The following is a 24,141-nucleotide window of genomic DNA, read 5'->3' on the forward strand; positions in this document are numbered from 1 at the left end:
TCGCCGGCCCGGAGTATGAAAGTAGGTGACCCTACTCGACCTGCGCGAGGAAGTTCTGTATGAGGTCGTGGCCGACCGCGGTCAGCACCGACTCGGGGTGGAACTGGACGCACTCGATCGGGTACTCCTCGTGGCGGATGCCCATGACCAACTGCTCGTCGCCGACCTCCGTCGTCGCCGTCACCTCGAAGCAGTCGGGGACCTCGCTGGCGATCAACGAGTGGTATCGGCCGCCCTGAAAGCCCTGCTCCAGGCCCGCGAAGACGCCCTCGCCGTCGTGGTCCATCGGAAAGGCCTTGCCGTGGATCGGTTCGGGGGCGCGGCCGATTTCGCCGCCGTAGGCGTAGACCGCGGCTTCGAGGCCGAGACAGACGCCGAGGGTCGGCACTTCGGGGCTGATCTCCCGCAGTACCTCGTTCGTGACGCCGATGTCGCGGTCGTTTTTGGGGTGGCCGGGGCCCGGCGAGATGACGATCGCGTCCGGGTCGGTCTCCCGCACCTCCGACAGCGACGCCGTGTTTTTCAGCACGGTCGTCTCGGCGTGTTCGCTGACGTACTCCACGAGGTTGTAGGTGAACGAGTCGAAGTTGTCGATGAACAGGACCTCTGTCTGTTCGCTGGCGGTAGTTTGGCTCATCGACTCACCTCCTCCATCTCGATGCGATCCAGCGCGTCGAGGACGCCGTCCATCTTGTTCTCCGTCTCCTCGTACTCCGCCTCGGGGTCGCTGTCGGCGACGATGCCCGCCCCGGCCTGGACGGTGATCCGCTGCTCGTCGCCCTCGTCTTCGACGACCGCCGACCTGATGACGATAGCGAAATCGGCGTCGTCACCCCAGGAGACGTAGCCGACGCCGCCGCCGTAGGGGCCGCGTGGTTGCCGCTCGAGGTCGTCGATGATCTCCATCGCCCGGATCTTCGGCGCGCCCGACAGCGTCCCCGCCGGGAACGACGCCCGGACGGCGTCGAAAGCGTCGTGATCGTCGTCGAGCGTTCCCGTCACCGTGGACTCGATGTGCTGGACGTGGGAGTACTTGAGCACGTTCATAAACTCCTGGACGCGGACGCTCCCGGCCTGTGCGACTCGACGCACGTCGTTGCGCGCGAGGTCGACCAACATCGTGTGTTCGGCCCGCTCCTTGCCGTCGGCGAGCATCTCCCCGGCGAGTCGGCGGTCCTCGACGGGAGAGTTCCCGCGCGGGCACGTCCCCGCAATGGGGTTCGAGACGATGGTGTCGTCGCCCACCGAGACCAGCGTCTCCGGGCTCGCACCGACGATGGTTCGGTCCCCGTAGGAGAGCAGATACATGTACGGCGAGGGGTTGACCGTCCGAAGCGAGTCGTAGAAGCCGAGCGGATCGACATCCCCGTACAGCTCTCGGGTCCGCGAGATGACGCCCTGGTAGATGTCGCCGCTGTAGACGTGTTCTTTGGCTCGCTCGACGGCCCGTTCGTACTGGTCTTTCGGCCCGGCGCGCTCGCGGTCCTTCCGGAAGCCGCCGGTGTCGAGCGCGGCGGCTTCGGAGAGGGTTCGCTCGACGCGTTCGGCCTCGGCTTCGAGATCAGCGTAGACCGCGTCCGGGTCGTCGCCCTCGCGGATGATCGGCGTGAACACCAGCGACAGCGTCTCCTCGACGTGATCGAAGACGAGCGTCTTCGTCGTCAGGACGAACTGCGCGTCGGGAAACCGCGACTCTGGGCGTTCGACGCCGACTTCCGACAGCCAGAGATCGTAGACCGCGTCGTAGCTCAGAAAGCCGACGAGCCCGCCGTCGAGGTGCTGACGGTCCCGGTCGGGGAAGTTCCGCAGTCGCACGTCGGGCATCGCCGCGCGGAGGCTGTCGACGGTGTCGCCGCCGTTCGGTTCGATCAGCCCCTCGTAGCGGTCGTCGAGCACGTCGACGGTGGTGTCCTCCGGATCGACGGTGACGACCGCGGCGGGATCGTAGCCCACGAACGAGAACCGCGCGTGGCGGTCCTCGTGGGTCGGCGCGAACGCACCGTCGGGATCGCTGGAGGCGACTTTCTCGGCGCTTTCGAGCAAGAACGCGTACTCGGAGTCGTCGGCGTCGCCGGTTCGGCCGGTCAGTGCGGCGTACGCCGCCAGCGGATCGATCTCGGTCTCGACCGCCCCCGCGACGCGGACGACCGTCGGGTCGTCGCCGTCTGCCAACTCCGCGAACGTCTCGCCGTCAGTGTCGACGTTCATACGTCTTCACCTCCGTCACGGACTCCCCGCGCCCGGTCGACGAACGCGGCAACCGCGTCGGTATCTTTCTCCCCCCCGGTCCGCTCGACTCCGCTGGCCGTGTCGACGGCGAAGGGGTCGACGGCGTCGATGGCCGCCTCGACGTTTTCGGGTGTCAGCCCGCCGGCGAGGATCAGCGGCGTCTCGATCCGCTCGCGAACCGCGCGAGTCCGCTCCCAGTCGTGGGTCTCACCGGTGCCGCCGCCGCCCTCCTCGTCGGTCGAATCCACCAGAACGGCGTCGGCGGCCGCGGCGTACTCCTCGATGTCGGCCGACAGATCGACCGCCGCGACGACGGGCGCGTCGACTCTGGCCCGGAGTCCCCCGACTTTCTCCGGCGGGAGCGTCCCGTGGATCTGGATTGCGTCGGCTCCGACCTCCGCCTGTAGGTTCACGGCGTCCTGGACGCTGTCGGGCATCGTCACGAGGACGCTCGTCACGAGCGGCGGGACGCCGCCGGCCAGCCGCTCGGCCTCCGACGGCGACAGCTCTCGCGGGGTGTCGACGGGCACGCCGGTGATGAATCCGACGGCGTCCGCGCCGGCCCGGACGGCGGCGTCCCGGTCGGCCGCACTCGTCAGCCCACAGATCTTGACGCGCGCGCTCATGCACTGACGCCGCGGAGTTCTTCGAGTTTCGCCGCGGCCTCTCCCGAATCGATTCCGTGCCGCGCTCGCTCGACACCCTCGGCGATGGTGTCGGTCTCGCCGGCGATGTAGATGGCCGCGCCGGCGTTGGCGAGGATGATATCGCGCTTCGCGCCGTCGATCTCACCCTCGATGATCCCGCGCATATCCTCGGCGTTCTCGGCGGGTTGGCCGCCGGCGATCTCCTCGATGTCGTACCGCTTGAGACCGAGGTTGCCGGGCGTCAGGGTGTACTCCTCGATTTCGTCGCCGTCGACCTCTGCGACCGTCGTCTCGCCGTGGACGGCAATCTCGTCGAGGCCGGAACCGTGGACCACGAGCGCGCGCTCGACGTCCATCTTCGCCAGCGCCTCGGCGATGACGGGGACGAGTTCGGGATCGTAGACGCCGACGACCTGGGCGTCCGCGCCGGCGGGGTTGGTCAGCGGCCCGAGCACGTTGAAAATCGTCCGCATCCCGAGCTCCTTCCGCGGGCCGATGACCGCCTTCATAGCCGGGTGGAAGACAGGCGCGAGCATGAATCCGATCCCCTTCTCCTCGATGGCCTCCTGCACGGCGGGCGGTTCGGCGTCGACTTTCACGCCCGCTTCCTCCAGTACGTCGGCACTCCCGGACGAGGAGGAGACGGAGTAGTTGCCGTGTTTGGCGATGGGGACGCCGACCCCGGCGGCGACGATGGCGCTGGTCGTCGAGACGTTGATCGTGTCGTAATCGTCCCCGCCCGTCCCGCAGGTGTCGACGAGAATATCGCGGTCGGGGTCGATGGTCCGGGCGGCGTCGCGCATCCCCTCCGCGAAACCGGCAATCTCGGCCTCCGTCTCGCCTTTGGCCCGCAGTGCCGTCAGCAACGCGCCGATCTGTGCTTCCGTCGCTTCCTCGAAGATCAGTGTCGAGGCCTCTCTCGCCTCCTCCTGTGTGAGATCTTCGCCCTCCGTCACCCGCTCGATATAAGATTCCATTGTCATTCAGTATCACCAATGAACGTTTCCGGTATACAATGGACAAATCCGTACACTAACTTAAGCGTATCGCATCCTTCGTGACGGGGAGATTGGTTTTCTGTCCGAAACGCTTCCCCTGGGGGTTTGTACCCCCACAAGGCCGCGGACGCCAGTTTTTTCTTATCGAGGCCTGGTACATCGGGTATGGCACGAAGCGATCCGGGTGGATGGGACACCTCGGTGACAGCACTCGACACGCAACGACCGGACGTCCCCGAATACCGCGCGTTCGCGGCGACACTCCGGGAACACGTCGAGGGAGACGTCCAGTTCGACGAATACACGCAGGTTCTCTACGCGACTGACGGCAGTATCTACCAGGCGCGACCCGCGGGGGTCGTGCTCCCTCGAACCGTCGAGGACGTGCAGGCGACGATTCGGCTCGCCGAGGAGTACGACGTTCCGATCCTGCCGCGAGGAACCGGCTCCTCGCTTGCCGGGCAGTCCGTGGGTCCGGGCTGTGTCGTTCTCGATTTCACGAAGTACATGGACGACACCGTCGATATCGACCCCGAGGCACAGCGGGCGACGATCCAGCCCGGGAAGGTCCAGGACCACCTCGACGCGGAACTGGCGGAACACGGCCTGAAGTTCGCCCCCGACCCCGCCTCCTCGAACCGGGCGACCGTCGTCGGCGGCATCGGGAACAACTCCACGGGCGCGCACTCGGTCCGGTACGGCATCACCGACGCGTACACCGAGGAGCTGAAGGTGGTCCTGTCGAACGGCGAGCTGATTCACACCCGCGAGGTCGTCCTCGACTCCGAGGAGTACGAGGACATCGTCGCCAAGGACGATCTGGAGGCGAATATCTACGAGACGGTCCGCTCGCTCGTCGAGGACAACCAGGAGGAGATCGACGACAAGTACCCCTCGCTCAAGCGCTCTGTCTCGGGCTACAACCTCCACAAGGTCATCTACGAGAACGACGAGGGCGAGGAGGTCATCAACCTCTCGAAACTGTTCGTCGGCGCGGAGGGAACCCTCGGCGTCATCGTCGAGGCGACGGTCTCGCTGGTCACGAAACCCGACGAGACGGCGCTCGCGCTGTACTGTTTCGACGATCTGATCGACGCCCTGAAGGCCGTCCCCGAGGCGCTGGAGTATCCGGTCAGCGCGGTCGAGTTGATGGACGACGAGGTGTTCCGCCTGGCCGAGGAGTCGGAGGGCTACGCCGAATACGCCGAACCGATTCCCGACGGGGCCGCAGCGGCGCTCATGCTCGAGTGGGACGACGAACTCGTCCCGGCCGAAGACGGCACCCAGCGCGAGGCCTTCGAGTCGGCGATTGCCGACACGAACGCCCACTTCGTCGAGGAGGGTGACGCCTTCGACGTGCTCGAAGCGTACACCGAGGCGGATCAGGACGACCTCTGGAAACTGCGGAAGGCGGCGATTCCGCTGCTGATGAGCCTGCAAGGCGATCCGAAACCGTATCCGTTCATCGAGGACGCGACGGTTCCGCCGGAGGAACTCGCCGAGTACGTCCAGAAGTTCGAGGAGATTCTGACCGACCACGACACCTCCGCCGCCTACTTCGCACACGCCGGCTCCGGGACGCTGCACATCCGCCCGATTCTCAACCTCAAGGAGGACGAGGGCATCCAGAAGATGCACTCGATCACCGACGACGTGACCGATCTGGTGCTCGAACACGGCGGGGCCTTCTCGGGCGAACACGGCGACGGGATGGCCCGCACGGAGTTCACCCCGAAGATGTACGGCGAGGACCTCTGGCAGGCGTTCAAGGAGCTGAAGACCGCGTTCGACCCGGACTGGCAGATGCACCCCGGAAACGTCGTCTACCGGGACAGCCCCGACGACGTGGGGCCGGACAACGACCGCGGCGTCGGCGCCGACAACCGCGAGAACCTCCGCTACGGCGCGGCCTACCAGTCCCTGGAGCCGACGACCGAACTCGACTTCGAGGACGAGGGCGGGTTCTCCCATCTGGTCGAACTCTGTAACGGCTGTGGGACCTGCCGCCAGACCGACTCGGACGTGATGTGTCCGACCTACCGCGCCTCCGGCGAGGAGATTCAGGCCACCCGCGGTCGAGCGAATATGCTCCGGGCGGCGATCAGCGGCGAACTCCCGGAAGAGGAGATCCACTCTGACCGGTTCCAGGAGGAGGTGCTCGACCTCTGTGTCGGCTGTAAAGGCTGTAAGAGCAACTGTCCGACCGGCGTCGACCTGGCGAAGTTGAAAGCCGAGGTGAAACACGAACACCACCAGGAGGAGGGATCGAGCCTGCGCTCGAAACTGTTCGGAAACATCGACCGCGCCGCGGCGCTGGGCAGTGCTCTGGCCCCGCTGTCGAACATCGCACCGCGACTTCCGGGCGCGCGGATCGTCATGGAGAAGACCCTCGGCATCGCTCGTGACCGCGAACTCCCGACGTTCAAGCGGCAGACGCTGGTCGACTGGTTCGACGAACGCGGCGGCTCGACGGTCTCCGAGGCCGAGGCCGACGCGAAGGTCCTGCTGTTCCCCGACACGTTCACGAACTACAGCTATCTCGACCCCGGAAAGGCCGCCGTCGAGGTGCTCGAAGCCGCCAACGTCCACGTCGACATCCCGACCGACCTGGCTCCGTCCGGCCGGGCCGCGTTCTCGATGGGCTATCTCGACAAGGCGAAATCCCACGCCCAGGAGAACGTCGACAAACTCGCCGGCCGCGTCGACGACGGCTGGTCCGTGGTCTTCGTCGAGCCGTCCGACGCCGTGATGTTCCAGGACGAGTATCTCGACCTGCTCGATGGAACGAACGTCCAGAAGGTCTCGGCCGCGGCCTACGGCATCCTCGAATACCTCGACAACACACGTCTCGACGAGGCAATCGAGTTCGACGCGCCGGCCGAGTCGCTGACCTACCACGGCCACTGCAACCAGAAGGCGACGAACAAGGACCACCACGCCGTCGGCGTGCTCCGCCGCGCGGGCTACGAGGTCGATCCGCTGGATTCTTCCTGCTGTGGCATGGCCGGCTCTTTCGGCTACGAGGAGGAACACTACGACCTCTCGAAGGCCATCGGACAGATTCTCTTCGATCAGGTCGAGGAGAGCCACGGCGAGACGGTGACCGCACCGGGCGCGTCCTGTCGCTCACAGCTCGGCGACCGGCCCGGGAAGTCGAACCCGCCACACCCCATCGAGAAGGTGGCCGACGCCGTCGACTCGGCCTGACTACCGGACCTGGTTTTCGAGTTCGTCGACGCCGCTCCGGAGACGGTCGACGTTTTCCGCGAGAATGTCTGCACAGCGGGCGAAGTACTCCGGCGTGTCGCCAGCGTTGTGCGGCGTGATGACGACGTTGCCCATCCCCCAGAGCGGATGATCCTCCGGCAACGGCTCCGGATCGGTCACGTCCAGAACGGCACCGCGGAGGCGGTTCGCCTGCAGGCTCGCGAGTAATGCGTCCGTGTCGACGACGGGGCCGCGGGCGATGTTGACGAGAACCGCATCGGAGGGCATCGTCATCAGAACCTCCTCGTCGATCAGTCCGCGGGTCGCGTCGGTCAGCGGACAGGCCAGCGCGACGTACTCGGCGTCTGCGACGGCCTCGTGAATCTCCTCGAAGCCGAGAACCTCGTCGGTCGGTCCGCCCTTCTCCGGCGAGTACCGGACGCCGACGGTGTCCATCCCGAACGCGTCGAGTCGGTCCGCAATCGCCTGCCCGATGGCACCGAGACCGACGATGGCGGCCGTCGAGCCGTGCAGTTCCCTGGTCGGATAGCTGCGCCACTCCCGTCGGTCGGTGCGTTCGTACGCCAGCGGGAACTGCTGGGCCATCGAGATCATCGCGCCGACGACGTACTCGGCGATGTTGGTCCTGTGGACGCCCGACGCGTTCGTGACCGACACGCCGTGTCTCTCGAAGGCGTCCAGGTCGAGGTGGCCGGTGCCGGCGTAGACACAGGCGAACAGTTTCAGATTCTCCGCCCGGTCGAGTTGCGATTCGGTGACCTCCAGTCCCGTGACAATATCCGCCCGCTGGAGTGCCTTGCGCTCCTCTGCGGGCGTCTCCGCGACCGTGATATCGCAGTCGGGGAGCCGCTGGCGGAGTTCCGCTCCGTATACCGTCGCGTCGGTACCGTGGATCTTCTGTCGCATGACCAGTATCTTCGGATCGTCCATATCGGACCCACGCGGGGGGGTCGTAAAATCCTGATGCAGTCCTCCCGCCGCCGGGCCAACGGGCCCGCCGGACGGCGCGAAATTCACCGGAATCGGTACACCGTTTTCCACGCGGCGGTACTTCGAAGCGATGCCAAATCCGTGGACGTTCGACGAGGACGAGATTCCGGAGGATCCGCGAAAGCGGAGGCGGCGACGCAGGATGCGGCTCGTCGGCGCGTTCTTCTGGGGGCTGTTCGTCGCCGGCGTGACCGTCCTGCTCGCGGCCGATACCGGCGGTCTCACGCGGACCGAGACGCTCTCGCTCGTCGCGCTCTCGCTCGGGACGGCGCTGGTCGCAGTCGGACTCGGCGTCGTGCTGCTGGTGTTGCTCGGCACGTTCTCGATTCTCGGCAAGGCCGTGATCGGACTCGTCGGGCTGGGGGTCTTTTTCGTCGCCCTCCCGGCCGGGGTCTCGTTCGTCCTCGATAACGTCTCCCTGTTCGAGGGAGTCGGAACCGGGGCAGAACAGCCGTTCGTGGATCTCGTTCGCTCCCTTCTCGGCTGATCTCTCCCTTCGACGGTCGACGGCCGTATGGGATACGGACACAACGAACGCACAACCACTAAGACAGTCGGGGCACTGTCTCTCAGACATGCAGACGGTACAGCGCGCCGAGCCGCAGAATTTCGAGCGGGTTCTCACTTCGATGTGTACGGAACCACACCCGAAGGCTCGGGAGGCCGCAGAGCGGTTTCTCGCGACGAACCCTGGCGATCCAGGCACCTACAAGACGGTCGCCAAACTCGAAGATCAGGCCGTCGAGATGCTCGGTGAGATCGCGGGTCTCCCCGACCCGTCCGGCTATATCACCAGCGGCGGGACGGAGGCGAACATCCAGGCCGTCCGAATCGCTCGCAACCACGGCGACAGCCGCGCCCCGAACATCGTCGCCCCGGAGAGCGTCCACTTCAGTTTCCGAAAGGCGGCGGAACTGCTCGGCGTCGAACTGCGGACCGCGCCGACGACCGACCACCGCGCCGACCTCGACGCGATGCACGAACTGATCGACGAGGACACCGTCGGCGTGGTCGGCGTCGCCGGATCGACGGAGTACGGCGTCGTCGATCCGATTCCGGAGATTGCGGAGTTGGCCGCGGATGCCGGCGCGCTCTGTCACGTCGACGCCGCCTGGGGCGGTTTCTACCTCCCCTTCACCGACTTCGACTGGAACTTCGAGCACGCCGATATCGACACGCTGACCATCGATCCGCACAAGGGCGGGCAGGCGGCCGTCCCCGCGGGGGGCCTGCTCGCTCGCTCGCGCGAACTCTTCGACGATCTGGCGATCGACACCCCGTATCTCGAATCGACCTCTCAGATCACGCTGACAGGCACGCGTAGCGGTGCCGGCGTGGCGAGCGCCGTCGCCGCGATGGAGGCGCTGTGGCCGGTCGGCTACCGCGAGCAGTACGAACGGGCGATGGACAACGCCGAGTGGCTAGCCGACGCGCTGTCGGACCGCGGCCACGAGGTCTTCGGTCCGGAACTGCCGCTGGTGACGGCGGACCTCTCGGTCCCGATGACCGACGAACTCCGCGACCGGGGCTGGCGCGTCTCCAAGACCGGCGCGGGCGAGATGCGGATCGTCTGTATGCCGCACGTCACGCGGTCGATGCTGCGGTCGTTCGTGGCGGATCTGGACTGGTACTGACCTCACGCCGAGGTGATATCGACGGACTGCCAGCCCTCGTGCTGTCCGGGCAACCCCTCCGTTCGAATCTCGTAGCCGCCGTCTGCCACTCGGATCTCGATAGCGCCGTCGCAGATCGATTTGAGCGTGTACTCGACCTGCGGGCTGTGCATCGTCGGGTCGAGGACGAAGACCCCGAACCCGTCGGTCGCCCTGACCCGCCCGCCCAGCGTGTGCGTGAACCGGACGACGGTCCGGAGTTCGGTGTACAACAGCAAAAGTGAAAGTGAGTCGACACAGAGTCTGAGCCGGTCGATTCCGTCCTCGTTGAGTGCGCTCGAAAGGATCGAGAAGTCGATGCTCATCCCCGTCAGATCGCCCGTCCCGGAGACGGCCTCTATCCGGGCGGCGGTGTCACTCTCGACATCCGCCCGTCCGGTCGCGTCGACGACGCCGATCCGGCTCAGATCTAAATCGGGGTACGACGCCGCGGCCTCGGCGGCCAGCGAGCGCCCGGTCGTGTTCGTCGAGATGAGCACCGCCCCCTCGTTTTGCCCGGGATCGAGTTCGATACTCAGCCGGCGAGCGAGCTTCGAGGCCGCGCGTCCCGGCCCGGTCACCAGCACGGACGAACCGGCACGAACCGGTTCGAGCGGTAACTCGGGAAAGGTGAAATCGGCGGTCACGGCTGCTCACCTCCGTCGAGTAGGTCACCCGCGAGCGTCGCCAGGCGGCCGAGATACGCGCGGTCCTCGGCGTCGAACGTCCGGGGCTCCGTCCCGTACACCGACAGCACGCCGACCGCCAGCCCCTCCGGATCTCGAATCGTCCCGCCGAGGTAGGAGACGATACCTGCCTCGTGGATGGCGTTGATGTCTGCAAAACGCGGGTCCGTTCGTGTGTCCTCGACGCCCACCACCTGCTGGTCGGCCGTCAGCGTGTGTGCACCGAGCGACTGTTCGCGCAGTCGGGGCGTCCGTTCCGGCCCGACGGTCGTCAGGACCCCGACGTCGTCGCGGTGGATCGTCACGATCGCGGCAGAATCGAGGCCGAAGTGATCCGCCGCCAGCCGGCTGATCCGCCTGAACGGCTCCGTCTGTGTCTGCTCGGCGAACGCCTCCGTCGCGTCGAGACGCTGTTGTTCGCGCTCCGGGACCGGGTGTGCCGCCTGGCTCTGTTCGATCCCCGTCTGTTCGATCAGCGCTCGGAGGGTCTGCTCGGCGTCCGGTGCCTCCTTCGGAACGAAGTCGACGATCACGTTCTCGAAAGATGTCGTGTCGACGGCTTCGGAGTGCGTATAGAGAATACACCCGCAGCCCCGATTGCGCTCGCGCGCGAGTTCGACCAGTTCGAGTCCGTTGCCGTCGGGGAACGCGTAGCCGGTGACCAGCACTGTCGGCGGTTCCGTCTCGATCAGTTCCGACGCCGCCGCCACCGACTCGGCCGTCTGTACGTCGGCATCGAACTCCTCGGTGACGAACGCGGCGGTCTCCGACCGTGTCGGCTCGTCTCGGTCCGCGACGAGCACCCGTAGCCTCTCCATATCGGGGCAGAGGTATTCCCGACAAATATAGTTGGCCGGATCGGGCTACTCGATATCGGCGTCGACGACGATGTGCGAGACTCCCTCGCTGTAGCCTTTGACCGTCCGTGTGTCCAGTTTCGCGACGGATCGCTCGGCCCGGCCGGCGGCCTCACGAAGCCGTCGCTCGGGCCGGTCCGGAACGAGTTCCTCCGGTGTCGCCTCGTGCATGTGTATCGTTCCGTTCGGGCCGAGTGCCGCAAACGCGCTGTCGAGATACTCGTAGGCGTCGTAGTAGCCCATCACGATCCGGTCGAACTCGAAGCCCTCGGCCTCCGCGATCACGTCCCGACAGTCCGCTCGGTAGGTCTCGACAGACTCCTGAACGCCGTTTCTGACGACGTTCTCGACGAGATACGCGAAGGTCGTCGGACTGTGTTCGACCGCCGTGACGTGTGCACCGGCCCGGGCCATCGGCAGCGTGAAGTAGCCGATTCCGGCGAACATATCCAGCACACGCTCCCCGGAACCGGTCACGTCCCCCATACGCGCCCGCTCGGCCTTGTTTCCCGGTGAGAACATCACCTCGGAGAGATCCATCGCGTAGGTGGTGCCGTGTTCCTGGTGGACCGTCTCCGTGTCCCCGGCCCCGGCGATCACCTCGACCGCCGGTTCGCGGTGGCGGCCGGAGATACCCTGCCGGGCCAGCACCGTGTCCGCCTGGCCGTGCATCGCGAGCAGCGCCTCTCCGACATCCTCCGGCCGCGGGCAGTCACTCACGTCGACGAGGATGACTGTCCCGATGACGGCCCACGACCCCGGTGCCTGGTCGAGTTCCGACTCGCTCCAGCCGGCCTCCCGAAGATGATCTTCGAGGCTCTGGAGTCGGGGTTCGCCCGCCTCCTCGATCACCTCTCGCACCGGGGTCTCTTCCGGCGGTTCCGTGACCGGAATCGCGACCGTCTCCGACCCGCACTCGTAGACGCTGCGAGAATCGTCGTAGACGCCCTCGACGCGTAGCGCACCGATCGCCGCGTCGGCCCGCGGTTTTTCGACCACTGCGGCTAGCTCGCCCATTTGCGCTCTCTCGGCTCCCGCCCGATAAATATGATTCGCTGTCTCCCCCGATACTGATTGGCCGAAAACATAATGATCTTTCATTACGTATGTTCGCACGGAGCCATGACACCCGACAAGATCCGCAAACGGCTCGAAGAGGCGGAGGGGCGCATCGACCCGGCGGAGTACGCCGAGGCGTTGCGATACGTCCGCGAGGACGGCCGGTAACTCGTCTTTTTACTGCGGGCCGACAGTGACATTTTAACACGGCCCTCTCCGTGAGTAGCCGTATGCAACTCGATTCGGTTCGCGTGCTGGATCTGAGCCGGCTGCTGCCGGGACCGTACGCCACGCAACTGCTCGCCGACGCCGGTGCCGAGGTGATCAAAATCGAGGATACCGGCTCGGGGGATTACGCCCGCGCGATGCCGCCGTACACCGACAGCGGCGTCGGTGCGGTCTTCGACGCCGTCAACCGCGGGAAGAAGGGCGTCGCGCTGGACCTGAAATCCGAGGAGGGGCAGGAAGCCCTCTACCGACTGGCCGAGGACGCCGACGTGTTGCTTGAATCCTTCCGGCCCGAGGTTGTCGACCGACTCGGCGTCGACTACGACCGACTCAGCGAGATCAACGAGGACCTGGTCTACTGCTCGCTGACCGGTTACGGCCAGGGCGGACCGATGGCCGACAGCGTCGGCCACGACCTCAACTACGTCGGCCGCGCCGGGATGTTGGATCTCACCCGAGAGGACGAAACCGCTCGCCCGCAGGTGCCGGGTTACACGGTTGCCGACATGGCCGGCGGACTCTTCGCGGCGTTCGGCATCGTCTCGGCGCTGCTCACCCGGGAACTCGGCTCGGGGGGTGGGGAGTACATCGACGTGGCGATGACCGACGTGGTGCTGTCGTTCTCGCAGGCGGTCGTACAGCCGGTGTTCGAGGGCGACCAGCCCCGGCCGGGCGAGGGCGAACTCAACGGCGGCTATCCGTGGTACGACGTCTACGAGTGTGCTGACGGCCGGTACGTGACCTTTGCCGCCCTGGAGCCGCAGTTCTTCCGGGCGTTCTGTGAGGCCGTCGACCGGGAGGATCTCATCGACGCCCACATGACCGACGACGACGCCGAACGCGAGGCGCTCCGGGCCGAACTGACCGACCTCTTCGGCTCCCGGAGTCGTGACGAGTGGATGGAGACGCTCGACGGGGTCGAAGCCTCCGTCGAACCGGTGTATACGCTCACGGAGGCACTCGACGACGAACAGGTCGGTACGCGGGATCTGATCTGGGACGAGCGGCGTCCCCGAATTGGATTTCCTGCACAGGGCACGGACGTGCCCCGTGACCGGGGACGACCGGTCCCAAAGCAGGGCGAACACACCGAGGCGGTCCTGCGCGAGGTCGGCTACGACGACGACGAACTCGACAGGTTAGCCGGAAACGGCGTAATAAGGCGGGCCGAGTAGGTGAGCACCGAGACACAGGCGGCCCCCCGTCGGGCACGGAAACGGGAAAGCGGCGGGGAGCCGCTTTCGACTGGGTGGGGCGGGGGCGGCAGTCAGATGCCGCCACCAATTCGTACGACGGGAGCGTATATAATCGACCTTGTCGCCTTTCTTTCTCAGAAACGCCACACAAAACTTATAATGCTGGCTGGGCACAGTCTCCAATCTATCGAACCGGTAGAATGAAGCAACGACCGGTTAAATCTCGAACCGATGATGGATGATCGGGAGCGGCTGAGGAGACTGCTGATCGGCGGCGGGATCGCGATTCTCTTTCTGATCATCGCGTACGTTGCTCTGGTTTTCGCTGCCGTCGTCGTCTTCACGATCTTTCTGTACTACGCCGTCCGACCGATCTTCCGCTCGCTGGATCGGTTCGACCTCGGCCGCCGGGTGCGGGCCGCGCTGTCGATTCTGCTGTTCGGCCTTCCGTTCGTCGTGCTGATCGTCTACACCGCGACGATCGTCGCCTCGAGTGTCCAGGAGTTTTTGAACAGCCGAGGTCTGCTGGAAAGTGGTCTCGGCCAGCTGTTCAGAGAACTGAACACCGGAGGTATCGACCTTACGTCTCTCCAGGGCCTCGGCGGGTCACAGATGGGGTTGGAGGCGGTCGCCGGCCGACTGCTGGAGGCCGCGAGTCTGGCCGGTAGCCTCTTCGTCCAGTTGCTTCTCATCGTCAGCGGGACGTACTATCTGTTAGTCGACGGCCCCAAACTCGCAGAGTGGTTTTTCCAGACCTACGATGACACGGGTATCGTCCGCCGGTACGCCCGCGCCGTCGACGACGAACTCTCGCTCACGCTGTTCGGTAACATCGTGAACATCTTCATCACGGCGGTTATCTCGCTCACGACCTTCTCGGTCTACAACCTCTTCGCACCGACGGGCGCTGCCGTTCCGTTTCCGGCGCTGCTCGCGGCGCTGGCGGGCGTCGCCAGCCTCATCCCGGTCATCGGCATCAAAATCGTATACATCCCGGTCTGTCTCGCACTCGCGGCGAACGCCTGGGTGATCGGTCAACTGGAACTCCTCGTCCCGATCGGTATTCTCGCGGTCGTGAGCGCGGTTGTCGTCGACTTCATTCCCGATATCGTCGTCAGGGCACAGGTGAGCAGCGACCAGACTCACACCGGTCTGTTGCTGGTCGCCTACATCGTCGGTCCGACCGTCTTCGGGCTGTACGGTCTGTTCCTCGCCCCGATCCTGCTCGTCTGTACGACCAACGCCGTGACGATCCTGCTTCCGTACGTGCTGTCCGGACAACGACTCGACATCCAACACACGCTCGACGAGTACACCGACCAGGAGCCGTCCGACGCTGTACCGGAGGACTCGACCGAATAGTCCGGCGAGTGTCTGTACTACTAGATACTGTCTTGGCGGTGGATCTGTATAGCTAGCATACACTCCCAGGGGAAACGGGGCCATCTGTTGTGATAAGATGGCGCAGACAGCATCCAAGCGTAGCGAGCGATACGCCCCGGCGGAGAATCCGACTGCACCGGAGACGACCGACCCCGAAGAACTGCTCTCGCTTCTCGGCGACGAGTACGCGCGGGCCATCCTCGAAGCAATCGCGGGTTCACCGCAGGCCGGCCGCGACATCGTCGACGCGACCGGTTTCTCGAAGGCGACGGTGTATCGCCGTCTCGACCGCCTCGAAGAAGCGGGGTTGGTCGCGTCGGAGACCGTCTTCGATCCCGACGGACACCACCGCGAGCGCTTTCGAGCGACGTTCGAGGGCGCCACCTGTCGCTTCGGCCCCGATGGGATCGAGACGGTAATTCATCCTGCCGATAACGACCGGTAGGTATCTATATGCCTAGAGGCTATGAATGGATACCAGCGTAAACGGACGGGATAGAGATGAGCGACGCTCTCAACCAACGGGGGACTCCTGCCCGAGCATGACAGCGAACGAATCGTGGTCGCTTCCGATGGAGCGGTATCCCGACCCGGCCTGTAGCTACGCCTTCGAGGACGACCGTGCGGTCGTCCAGGCGAGCAACGAGCAGTTCGGTCGGATCAGCGGGCTCTCGGCCGGTGATCCGCTCGCGGACGGGTTCGGGGAGGAGTTGCCGGTGCTGGGCGATCAGCCGTCGTTCGACCGGAGCGGCCGGTGCTGGGTTCGTGACCCCGACCACAGGGAGCGTCGATATCTCGTCCGCATCATCGCACCCGAGAACGATCAACCCGGACACCTCGTTTTCAACGCCGTCGATCAGGAGAGAGAGTCACAGAACGTCGGCGTCGACCGGGTGGCAAGCGTTCTCAGCCACGATCTGCGCAACCCGCTCGACGTGGCTCGCGCCCGGCTACGCGCGGGCCGTGAACTCGAATCCGAGGAGCACTTCGATCACGTCGAACAGGCTCACGACCGGATGGAGCGGATCATCCAGGACGTACTGACCCTCGCTCGCGGCGAGGATGTCGTCAATCCGGAGGAGGTCGTCGACCTGGACGCGGTCGTCAGAAACGCCTGGCAGACCGTCGAGACGAACGGCGCGACGCTCGATGTCGTCGAAGACCTGCCCGAGGCGACCGCCGACCGCGACCGGGTGACCCGCCTGTTCGAGAACCTCTTTCGTAACGCCGTCGAACACGGTCCTCCGGAGACCGAGGAGGAGCACATCACGATCAGCGTCGGGCGGCTCCCGGACGGGCTGTTCGTCGCCGACGACGGCGTCGGGATTCCGCCCGAGAACCGCGAACGCGTCTTCGAGCCGGGCTTTTCCTCGGACGATCACGGAACGGGACTGGGGCTGGCTATCGTCGCCCGGATCGTCGACCTCCACGGCTGGTCCGTCCGGGTGACCGACTCGGAGACTGGCGGAGCGCGGTTCGAAATCGTGGGGTTGGACCCCGAATAAGCATGGAGGATCGATACGACGCCGCGCCGATCGGGATCATCGAAACCGGTACCGACGGCGTCGTCGCGGCCGCAAACCGACGGGCGCGGGAACTGCTCGGGCGCGCCCTCCGGGAGCGACAGATCGAGGAGGTGTTCCCCGAGTCCGTCGAGAACACCGTCCCCGCCGCGTTCGATCTCCCGACCCCGGAGTCCTGTGAGGTCGAGGAGTACTACCCCGAACTCGACCGCTGGTTCGAGGTCTCGGTCGTCCCCTCCGCGGAACGGGTGACGATCTACCTGCAGGACGTGACCGAACGCCACCGGGCCCGACAGCGAACCGAGCGACTGCGCGGCGACATCGACCGGTTGACGATCACGAACACGCTCATCTCCGATATTCTGGGCGAACTCGTCGACGCCTCCTCCCGGACGGAAATCGCGGCGACGATCTGTGATCGGCTGGGCGAAACTGATCTCTACGAGTTCGCCTGGGTCGGCGAGCGCGAACTCGGCGGCGACGAGATCCAGGTCCAGGCGTCCGCGGGCACGCCCGGGCGGACCCTCGATGCGATCACCGAAGCGCTCGACGGCGAGGATCCGCTCCCCGAACAGCAGACGATCGAAACTGCGACGCCGGAGATCGTCCAGCCCCTGGGTGGTGATCGGTCCGTGCCCGAACCGGTCCGGCGGGCCGCCTTCGCCGACGGACTCCAGTCGCTGCTCGCTATCCCGCTGACCTACGGCTCGAACGTCTACGGCGTCGTCGGCATCTACGCGGCCGACCAGGAGGCCTTCTCCGAGCGCGAACGCGCGAGTTTCGAGACCGTCGGTGAGATGGCCGGCTTCGCGATCAACGCCAGCCGCCAGCGCAGCCTCATCCGCTCGGACGCGGTCGTCGAACTCACCATCGAACTCACGGACGGGGATGCGCCGCTGGTCTCGGTCGCGACCGCGACCGACAGCCGGATCGTTCTCGACGGCATCGTCGGTCAGGGGGGTGATCTCTACTGCTACGTGGTCGTCGAAGACGCTCACCCCGAGTCCGTCGCCGATCACCTCACCGACCATCCGGAGGCCAGAGAGGCCCGCGTCATCAGCGAACGAGAGACGAGCGGCTCTCTCGAAGTCGACCTCACGCCGGAGACGCCGCTCGGGACCCTCGCCGCACAGGGAGTGACCGTCGCTCACGCGGAGTTCGAGGACGGCCGCGGGGAGTGCGTCGTCGAACTCTCTCCGGAGACGGACGTTCGCCGCATCGCGGATGCTGTCACCCGCGAGTACGACGGCGAAGTGGTCGCGAAACACCGCCGCGAACGGGAGCTAACGACGCCGCAGGAGTTCCGTGACGAACTGAGCGAGCGGCTCACGGACAAACAGGAGACAGCTCTCCGGACGGCGTTTTTCGCTGATTACTTCGAGTCGCCCCGCGGATCGACCGCGGAGGAGGTCGCGGACACTCTCGACATCACCGGGCCGACGCTGCTCCACCATCTCCGCGCCGGACAGAGGAAACTGCTCGCGGAGTTTTTCGACACGACGGACAGAACCTGAGCCGGTTCACCGCCCCTCGCGTTCGATCCCCTCGAAGGTCTCGAACAGCTCCTCGGCGTCCGACAGCAGTCGCGTCGCCCGCTCCCGAAGCCGTTCCGTGCGCTCGACGACGGCTTGGTACTCCTCGTGGTTGGCTCGTTTCTCCTCGGGCAGTTCCGTCTCGATGACGCTGCGTTTCGAGGCGGCGCTGAAGTACTCGCCGAGTGTCTCGTAGCCGAGGACCGTACACTGCTGGGAGACAGCATCGCGGATATCCTCCCTGTCGACGGGTTTACAGAGGTAATCGTCGAACGGCATATCGAGCACGTCGAAGCCGGGGTCGATGGCCGTCACCATGATGACCCGGCCGGAAAAGCCCGTCTCGGGAAGCCGTTCGAGCACCTCGTCGCCCGACATCCCCGGCATGTGCCGGTCGAGCAGCAGGATATCGATCTCGTCGTCTTCGATCTGTTCGAGAGCCGCCTGCCCGTCGTAGACGGTCTCGATGTCACAGAGTCCGCGCAGTCTGAGGGCGTACGCGTCCGCGACCTCCTTCTCGTCGTCGACGAGGAGCGCGACCGGTAGGTCTTCTTCCGCTGTCTCGCTCATGAAACGTTCTCGTTGGTGGATTTGACAGCCACTGGTATAATCCCTGCCATTGTACTCTCGTTCGATCATCCACAAAGTGTTTTACTTGGTATCCAGACACATCAGGTATGAAGGCTGTCGTGCTCGCGGCTGGCAAGGGGACTCGACTCCGGCCACTGACCGATGACAAACCGAAGGGGATGGTCGAAGTGGCCGGCAAGCCGCTTTTGACCCACTGTTTCGAGCAGTTGATCGAGGTCGGCATCGACGAACTGCTGGTCGTCGTCGGCTACAAGAAGGAAAATATCATCGAACACTACGGCGACGAGTTCGAGGGCATCCCGATCACCTACGCCCACCAGCGCGAACAGAAGGGGCTCGCACACGCGCTGTTGACCGTCGAGGAGTACATCGACGACGACTTCGTGTTGATGCTCGGGGACAACATCTTCCGGGCGAACCTGGAGGACGTGATCAACCGCCAGCAGGAACAGCGCGCCGACGCCGCCTTCCTCGTCGAAGAAGTGCCCTACGAGGAGGCCAGCCGCTACGGCGTCTGTGACACCAACAAGTACGGCGAGATCGTCGATGTCGTCGAGAAACCGGAGGAGCCGCCGTCGAACCTCGTGATGACCGGTTTCTACACGTTCAGTCCCGAGATCTTCCACGCCTGTCACCTGGTCCAGCCCTCGAACCGCGGGGAGTACGAGATCAGTGAGGCGATCGATCTGTTGATCGAATCCGGGCGGACGATCGACGCCATCCGGATGGACGGCTGGCGTATCGACGTCGGCTATCCCGAGGACCGCGACGAGGCCGAACGCCGACTCCAGGAGGAAGCCGAGGAAGAGTCCGAGACCGGTGAGGGGTCCGAAACCGACGAGGAGAGCGAGAAGGCATCGACCGAGACGGGGGACTGAGATGCGGGGGCGGGGATGAGCGAGACGACCGACCTGGTCGAGCGCTCGCTCTCGGCCGACGCCGCCGACCGGTTCACCGAGCGCGTCGAGCACCAGGCCGATCGGCTTCGGGAAGCGATCCGCGGCGGTCGGCTCGACAACCCCGACTTCGCGGTCGGCCTCGAAATGGAGGTCTACGGCGTCGACCCCGACGGGCGCCTCACGGCCGTCCCCGACGACGCGTACGAGGCCGGCGCGACCAAGGAGTTGGGCGTTCACAACGCCGAACTCAACACCGACCCGGACCCTTTCGACGAGTCGGGACTCACCGAGCAGGCCGACCGCATCGAGTCGGCGTTCGCAGCGGCAGACGACGCCGTCGCACCCGACTGTCGGCTGGTCAACGACGCGATGTGGGCGATTCCGCCGGAGGCCGGAAGCGTCTCGTATCTCACGGCGACCGAGCGACGCGACGGCGTCGTCTTCGCGACGAATATGCGGGCAGACCCGCGGTACACCGCCCTCGACAACGAGACGCTTCGGCTGTGTGACGGGAGCGTCGAGTTCGACGCGCCGGGGATCGACCGCGCGTTCCCGTCGATTCTCTTCGAGTCGCTGGCCACTTCGATCCAGCCACATCTCCAGATTCCGAGCGCAGAGGAGTTCCCGGAGTACTACAACGCGGCGATCAGGACCCTCGGCCCGGTGCTGGCGCTGTCGACGAACTCGCCGTTTCTGCCGCCGGATCTGTACACCGACACCGACGATCCGGAGGCGCTCCTCGCGCAGACCCACCACGAGCTTCGCATCGCGGTGTTCGAGCAGTCGATGAACGTCACCCCCTCGCCGAAAGTCCGGGTGCCGGCCGACATCGACAGCGCCGCCGAAACCGTCGACCGGGTCGTGGCAGACGACCTCTTCGCCCCCGTTCTCCGCGAGTGGATCACCGACGAGCCGCGCCGTTCCTTCGCCGACGAACACTGGGAGTTCGACCACAAGCGCTCGACCTATTGGCGGTGGCTCCGCTGTGTGATCGGCGGCGATCCGGTCGGCGGCGGCGACGAGCGGTCGCTACGTATCGAGTACCGTCCGATCCCGACCCAGCCGACCGTCGCCGACGTGGTCTCGATGCAGTGGTTGACCGTCGGGCTGATCCGCGGACTCGTCGAGACCGACCACCCGCTGTCGGAGCTATCGTGGGAGTCGGCCAGAGAGAGCTTCTACAACGCCGCCCGCGACGGGCTCGCGGGCACGCTCCACTGGCTGACGGCCGAGGGAGAGCGAACGACCGACTCGGAACTGATCTTCGAGGAGGTCTTTGAGACCGCCCGTGCGGGGCTTGAGGCGGCCGGTGTCGGGGGACAGCACGTCGATTCGCGTCTCGACCCCCTCGAACAGCGGGTCGCAGCGGGGGTCACCCCCAGCGTCTGGAAGCGCCGGCAGGTCCGCGACCGACTCCGGGCCGGCGACGATCTGTCGGCCGCGATCACGGGGATGCAACGGGAGTACATCCGCCGGAGCCGCGAGACGGACTCCTTCGCGGAGTGGCTCTGAGTTCTCAGAGTTCGTGCCCGCACGCACACTGACCCATGCAGTAGGTCGTCTCGTACTCGCCGGCGACCTGTTCGAGGCTGGTCGCCGTCTCGCCGCCCGAGCCACGAAGCGGCGCGGCCGTCGCCCCGTACGGCTCCGCGCCGACGTCGAGTCGGTCGACGATCGCTCGCTCCCCGGCGTCGATGACAGCGACCTCGTCGTTCGTCTGGACCGGGACGTACAGTTTCGAGCGGTCGACGTTCCACGATCCGACGAACGCCTCTCCGCCGAGATCCAGCCGATCCACCACTGCTTCGTCCTCGATGTCGATCACGGTCACGTCCTCGGTCTCCCGGGTGAATACGTAGCCGTACTCCGAGTTCGGTCCGATCTCGCTGGTCAGCGGTCCTCGCCCCAGTCCGTCGTCGGGTCCGAGTCGGGCCATCTCGACCGGCCCCGCCGGATCGGTCACGTCCCAGAGACTCTCACTCCCGCCGTCGCCGCCGCTGTTCTCGACGAGTAGCGTCGAGCCGTCCCACGAGGCCGTCCCCATCCACGGTGCCGTCGGCTCCCCGTCGGTTCCCGGGACGGCGACCTGTCGAGCGATCTCGAAGGAGTCGATGTCGAGGACGGTTAGCGTGTCACCGAACAGGTCCGGGACGTACGCGTACTCGCCGTCCGGGTGGATGGTCACGTCACACGGGCCGGGGCCGTCGTTGTCGCCGCGGCCTCCCTCCGAGGAACGCTCGATTCGTCCGGTCACCTCCCCGAACCCGTCCGAGGCGGGATCGGCGTCGAGTCTGAACTGGCGGTGGGCTGGCTCGCGGGCGCTGACGACGACGTTGTCGCCGTCTGGAGTCTGCTCCTGCCAGTTCGCGCCCGATCCCGTCTCGACGTGCGCTCGCTGCTCGAAGGTGCCGACGGCGACGGCCCGTACCCCGTCGTCGACGTTGAGCCAGAGCGGATCCGACTCGCTATCGATCACCCGCGGCGCGAACTGGTTCGCGGGAAAGGAGGCGGTCATCCCGATGGACTGGGTCCGGACGACGGAGTCGCGTTCGCTGTCGATGACGCTTACGGTGCCGTCGCCGGTGTTGAACACGTACACGGTCGGCGCTTCGACGGGTTCGGCCGCGGCCTGCTCGGTGTCGTCGCCGAGACAGCCTGCCGTCGCCGCCGCGCCGGCCGCGACCGACCCGGCGAGCATCGCTCGCCGCGGGACCGACGGGCGAGCGGAGTCGCTCTCGTCTGCGTTCGGGTAGACCGTAGATTCATCCATGTCTTTTCGGATAGTCCCCACCTGTACCTAAATTGTCCCCCGTCGTGTCCCAGTTCCGCATACTCGATCCGATCTAAGTGCTTTCGATTACATTGGCGCGTATATTTCCGCCTTATTTTAATGGTCAGTAATGGAATCATGAAGGTCTATGAGTGTCCAAGCCCTACCGAACAGAGATGGCACCACAAGAGGTCCAACCTGACGCGCAGTGGGACACACTCTACATTGACGGACAGTGGCGCGAGTCGGCGAGCGGCGAGACCATCCCCGTCGAGAACCCCGCGACCCGGGAGACGTTTGCGGAAGTTCCGGCGGCGACGGTCGACGACGTCGACGAGGCCTACGAGGCCGCCGACCGCGCGCAGGACGACTGGGCGGCGCTCGACCGCGAGCAGCGCCTGGAGTACGTCGAGGAGATGCGCGACCTCATGCAGCAGAAGTTCGGCGAAATCGTCGAACTGCTCGCCAAGGAGTCCGGCAGCGCCCAGGGAAAGGCCCAGGGCGAGGCCGGCATCGCTCTCTCTGATTTCGAGACCGCACTCGATGTCGAACCCCCAGCGAAAGAAGAACGTGATTCGGTCTTCCACAGCGACAAGACGCACCACATCGTCCAGGAACCGGTCGGCGTGGTCAGCATCATCTCGCCGTGGAACTACCCCCTCCATCTCACGACGCGAGCGCTCGCTCCGGCCCTCGCGCTGGGCAACACCGTCGTGGTCAAGCCCGCGACGGACACGCCGATCATCGGCGGACTGATGCTCGCGAAAATCGCCGACGAAGCCGGACTCCCCGACGGCGTCGTCAACGTCGTCACCGGCCGTGGCTCGGAGATCGGTGACCGCGTCGCCGGACACCCGGTCCCCCGTGTCCTCGCCTTTACCGGATCGACGGGCGTCGGCAAGTCCGTCGCCGGGCAGGCCGGTGAGAATCTCACCATGCCGACGCTGGAACTGGGCGGCAACGGTCCCTTCCTCGTCACCGACGACGTGGATGTCGAGCAGGCCGCCAAGATCGGCGCTGTCGGGTCGTTCACCCACCAGGGACAGGTCTGTATCTCGATCAACCGGCATCTCGTCCACGAGGACGTCTACGACGAGTACGTCGACCACCTCGTCGAGTACGCCGAGTCGCTGACCGTCGGGGACCCGATGGACCCCGACACCGACTTCGGTCCGATCATCAACGAGACCCAGCGCGACGACCTCCTCGAATACGTCGAGGAGACCGTCGAGCAGGGTGCGACGCTGGAGACCGGCGGCGAGGCCGACGATCTGTTCTTCGAGCCGACGGTGCTCTCGGACGCGACCAACGACATGGCCGCGGCGTGCAACGAGCACTTCGGCCCGATTGCGCCGGTCATTCCGATCTCCTCGGACGAGGAGGGGGTCGAAATCGCCAACGACACCGAGTACGGCCTCGCGGCCGCGGTCAACTGCAACGACGAGGACCGCGCCTACGAGCTTGCCAGTCAGATCGACGCCGGGATGGTCCACGTCAACGACCACCCGATCCAGGACGAGCCAAACGCTCCCTTCGGCGGCATGAAAAGCTCCGGTCTGGGCCGGTACAACGGCGAGTGGGTCGTCGACAAACTCGTCGAGCCGAAGTGGATCTCCGTCCAGCACGAGGAACGGGACTACGACCTGCTGTAAGGCGTCCGAACTGATCCAGTT

Annotated in this window: 21 protein-coding genes; 11 read left to right on the plus strand and 10 right to left on the minus strand. The window is 65.7% G+C overall.

The window, feature by feature from the left end; genetic code table 11:
* Positions 1 to 31: 31 nt before the first annotated feature.
* Genes trpG through trpD form a run of 4 tightly spaced genes read right to left on the minus strand, consistent with a single transcriptional unit; the run spans position 32 to position 3,853 of the window.
* Complete coding sequence (gene trpG, locus GRX03_RS11775; RefSeq protein ID WP_159764402.1) at positions 32 to 637, minus strand: anthranilate synthase component II; 606 nt, start codon at positions 635 to 637, stop codon at positions 32 to 34.
* The gene (trpE, locus tag GRX03_RS11780) at positions 634 to 2,208 is read right to left on the minus strand and encodes an anthranilate synthase component I (protein WP_159764403.1); all 1,575 of its coding nucleotides are present in this window, start codon (positions 2,206 to 2,208) and stop codon (positions 634 to 636) included. The genes trpG and trpE overlap by 4 nt, the downstream gene beginning before the upstream one ends.
* Positions 2,205 to 2,855, minus strand: coding sequence for a phosphoribosylanthranilate isomerase (locus GRX03_RS11785; RefSeq protein ID WP_159764404.1), 651 nt, complete (start codon positions 2,853 to 2,855; stop codon positions 2,205 to 2,207). The genes trpE and GRX03_RS11785 overlap by 4 nt, the downstream gene beginning before the upstream one ends.
* Entirely contained in the window at positions 2,852 to 3,853 is a 1,002-nt protein-coding gene (gene trpD, locus GRX03_RS11790) for an anthranilate phosphoribosyltransferase (protein WP_159764530.1), read from the minus strand. The genes GRX03_RS11785 and trpD overlap by 4 nt, the downstream gene beginning before the upstream one ends.
* A gap of 186 nt (positions 3,854 to 4,039) precedes the next feature.
* Between trpD and GRX03_RS11795 the strand changes: the two genes are divergently transcribed.
* The gene (locus tag GRX03_RS11795; RefSeq protein WP_159764405.1) at positions 4,040 to 7,081 is read left to right on the plus strand and encodes an FAD-binding and (Fe-S)-binding domain-containing protein; all 3,042 of its coding nucleotides are present in this window, start codon (positions 4,040 to 4,042) and stop codon (positions 7,079 to 7,081) included.
* Here the strand turns inward: GRX03_RS11795 and GRX03_RS11800 are convergent, their stop codons facing one another.
* On the minus strand, positions 7,082 to 8,032 hold the full coding sequence (locus GRX03_RS11800) for a D-2-hydroxyacid dehydrogenase (RefSeq protein ID WP_159764406.1): 951 nt from the start codon (positions 8,030 to 8,032) through the stop codon (positions 7,082 to 7,084).
* A gap of 130 nt (positions 8,033 to 8,162) precedes the next feature.
* On the opposite strand from GRX03_RS11800, the gene GRX03_RS11805 reads away from it, so the two are divergent.
* Both GRX03_RS11805 and mfnA read left to right on the plus strand, forming a co-directional pair.
* Positions 8,163 to 8,579 carry a hypothetical protein gene (locus GRX03_RS11805; protein ID WP_159764407.1) on the plus strand — a complete coding sequence of 139 codons (417 nt, stop codon included), beginning with the start codon at positions 8,163 to 8,165 and terminating at the stop codon, positions 8,577 to 8,579.
* A gap of 88 nt (positions 8,580 to 8,667) precedes the next feature.
* Positions 8,668 to 9,726: a tyrosine decarboxylase MfnA gene (gene mfnA / locus GRX03_RS11810; RefSeq protein WP_159764408.1), complete on the plus strand. Its 1,059-nt coding sequence runs from the start codon at positions 8,668 to 8,670 to the stop codon at positions 9,724 to 9,726.
* Positions 9,727 to 9,728: 2 nt separating this feature from the next.
* On the opposite strand, the gene GRX03_RS11815 is transcribed toward mfnA, so the two are convergent.
* The 3 genes from GRX03_RS11815 to GRX03_RS11825 are packed head-to-tail and all read right to left on the minus strand — an operon-like array spanning position 9,729 to position 12,304.
* Positions 9,729 to 10,391, minus strand: a complete 663-nt coding sequence (locus GRX03_RS11815) for a DUF7504 family protein (RefSeq protein ID WP_159764409.1) — start codon at positions 10,389 to 10,391, stop codon at positions 9,729 to 9,731.
* Positions 10,388 to 11,248, minus strand: coding sequence for a GAF domain-containing protein (locus GRX03_RS11820; RefSeq protein WP_159764410.1), 861 nt, complete (start codon positions 11,246 to 11,248; stop codon positions 10,388 to 10,390). Before GRX03_RS11820 ends, GRX03_RS11815 begins: the two co-directional genes overlap by 4 nt.
* Positions 11,249 to 11,293: 45 nt before the next feature.
* Entirely contained in the window at positions 11,294 to 12,304 is a 1,011-nt protein-coding gene (locus tag GRX03_RS11825; RefSeq protein WP_159764411.1) for a class I SAM-dependent methyltransferase, read from the minus strand.
* Positions 12,305 to 12,576: 272 nt separating this feature from the next.
* On the opposite strand from GRX03_RS11825, the gene GRX03_RS11830 reads away from it, so the two are divergent.
* The 5 genes from GRX03_RS11830 (at position 12,577) to GRX03_RS11850 (ending at position 18,190) form a co-directional block, all read left to right on the plus strand.
* Entirely contained in the window at positions 12,577 to 13,749 is a 1,173-nt protein-coding gene (locus tag GRX03_RS11830; protein WP_159764412.1) for a CaiB/BaiF CoA transferase family protein, read from the plus strand.
* Between the two features lie 252 nt (positions 13,750 to 14,001).
* Positions 14,002 to 15,132 (plus strand): AI-2E family transporter, encoded by a 1,131-nt coding sequence (locus GRX03_RS11835; RefSeq protein ID WP_159764413.1) that lies wholly within the window; start codon positions 14,002 to 14,004, stop codon positions 15,130 to 15,132.
* Positions 15,133 to 15,229: 97 nt separating this feature from the next.
* The gene (locus GRX03_RS11840; protein ID WP_159764414.1) at positions 15,230 to 15,598 is read left to right on the plus strand and encodes an ArsR/SmtB family transcription factor; all 369 of its coding nucleotides are present in this window, start codon (positions 15,230 to 15,232) and stop codon (positions 15,596 to 15,598) included.
* Between the two features lie 97 nt (positions 15,599 to 15,695).
* Entirely contained in the window at positions 15,696 to 16,658 is a 963-nt protein-coding gene (locus tag GRX03_RS11845) for a sensor histidine kinase (protein WP_159764415.1), read from the plus strand.
* Positions 16,659 to 16,660: 2 nt separating this feature from the next.
* Positions 16,661 to 18,190 carry a bacterio-opsin activator domain-containing protein gene (locus GRX03_RS11850; protein ID WP_159764416.1) on the plus strand — a complete coding sequence of 510 codons (1,530 nt, stop codon included), beginning with the start codon at positions 16,661 to 16,663 and terminating at the stop codon, positions 18,188 to 18,190.
* A 6-nt stretch (positions 18,191 to 18,196) separates the two neighbouring features.
* On the opposite strand, the gene GRX03_RS11855 is transcribed toward GRX03_RS11850, so the two are convergent.
* Positions 18,197 to 18,778, minus strand: a complete 582-nt coding sequence (locus tag GRX03_RS11855) for a response regulator (protein ID WP_159764417.1) — start codon at positions 18,776 to 18,778, stop codon at positions 18,197 to 18,199.
* A 107-nt stretch (positions 18,779 to 18,885) separates the two neighbouring features.
* Between GRX03_RS11855 and aglF the strand changes: the two genes are divergently transcribed.
* A complete protein-coding gene (gene aglF / locus GRX03_RS11860) occupies positions 18,886 to 19,677 on the plus strand; it encodes a UTP--glucose-1-phosphate uridylyltransferase AglF (protein WP_159764418.1) in 792 nt (263 codons plus the stop codon).
* Between the two features lie 15 nt (positions 19,678 to 19,692).
* Positions 19,693 to 21,210, plus strand: a complete 1,518-nt coding sequence (locus tag GRX03_RS11865; protein ID WP_159764419.1) for a hypothetical protein — start codon at positions 19,693 to 19,695, stop codon at positions 21,208 to 21,210.
* 4 nt (positions 21,211 to 21,214) lie between these two features.
* Here GRX03_RS11865 and GRX03_RS11870 read toward each other — a convergent pair whose 3' ends face one another.
* The gene (locus GRX03_RS11870; protein ID WP_159764420.1) at positions 21,215 to 22,468 is read right to left on the minus strand and encodes a YncE family protein; all 1,254 of its coding nucleotides are present in this window, start codon (positions 22,466 to 22,468) and stop codon (positions 21,215 to 21,217) included.
* A 176-nt stretch (positions 22,469 to 22,644) separates the two neighbouring features.
* Here GRX03_RS11870 and GRX03_RS11875 point away from each other — a divergent pair, with 176 nt between their 5' ends.
* On the plus strand, positions 22,645 to 24,120 hold the full coding sequence (locus GRX03_RS11875; protein ID WP_159764421.1) for an aldehyde dehydrogenase family protein: 1,476 nt from the start codon (positions 22,645 to 22,647) through the stop codon (positions 24,118 to 24,120).
* Positions 24,121 to 24,141: the final 21 nt, after the last annotated feature.

Origin of the sequence: Halovenus carboxidivorans (assembly GCF_009831575.1) — an archaeon.
GTDB classification, from domain to species: domain Archaea; phylum Halobacteriota; class Halobacteria; order Halobacteriales; family Haloarculaceae; genus Halovenus; species Halovenus carboxidivorans.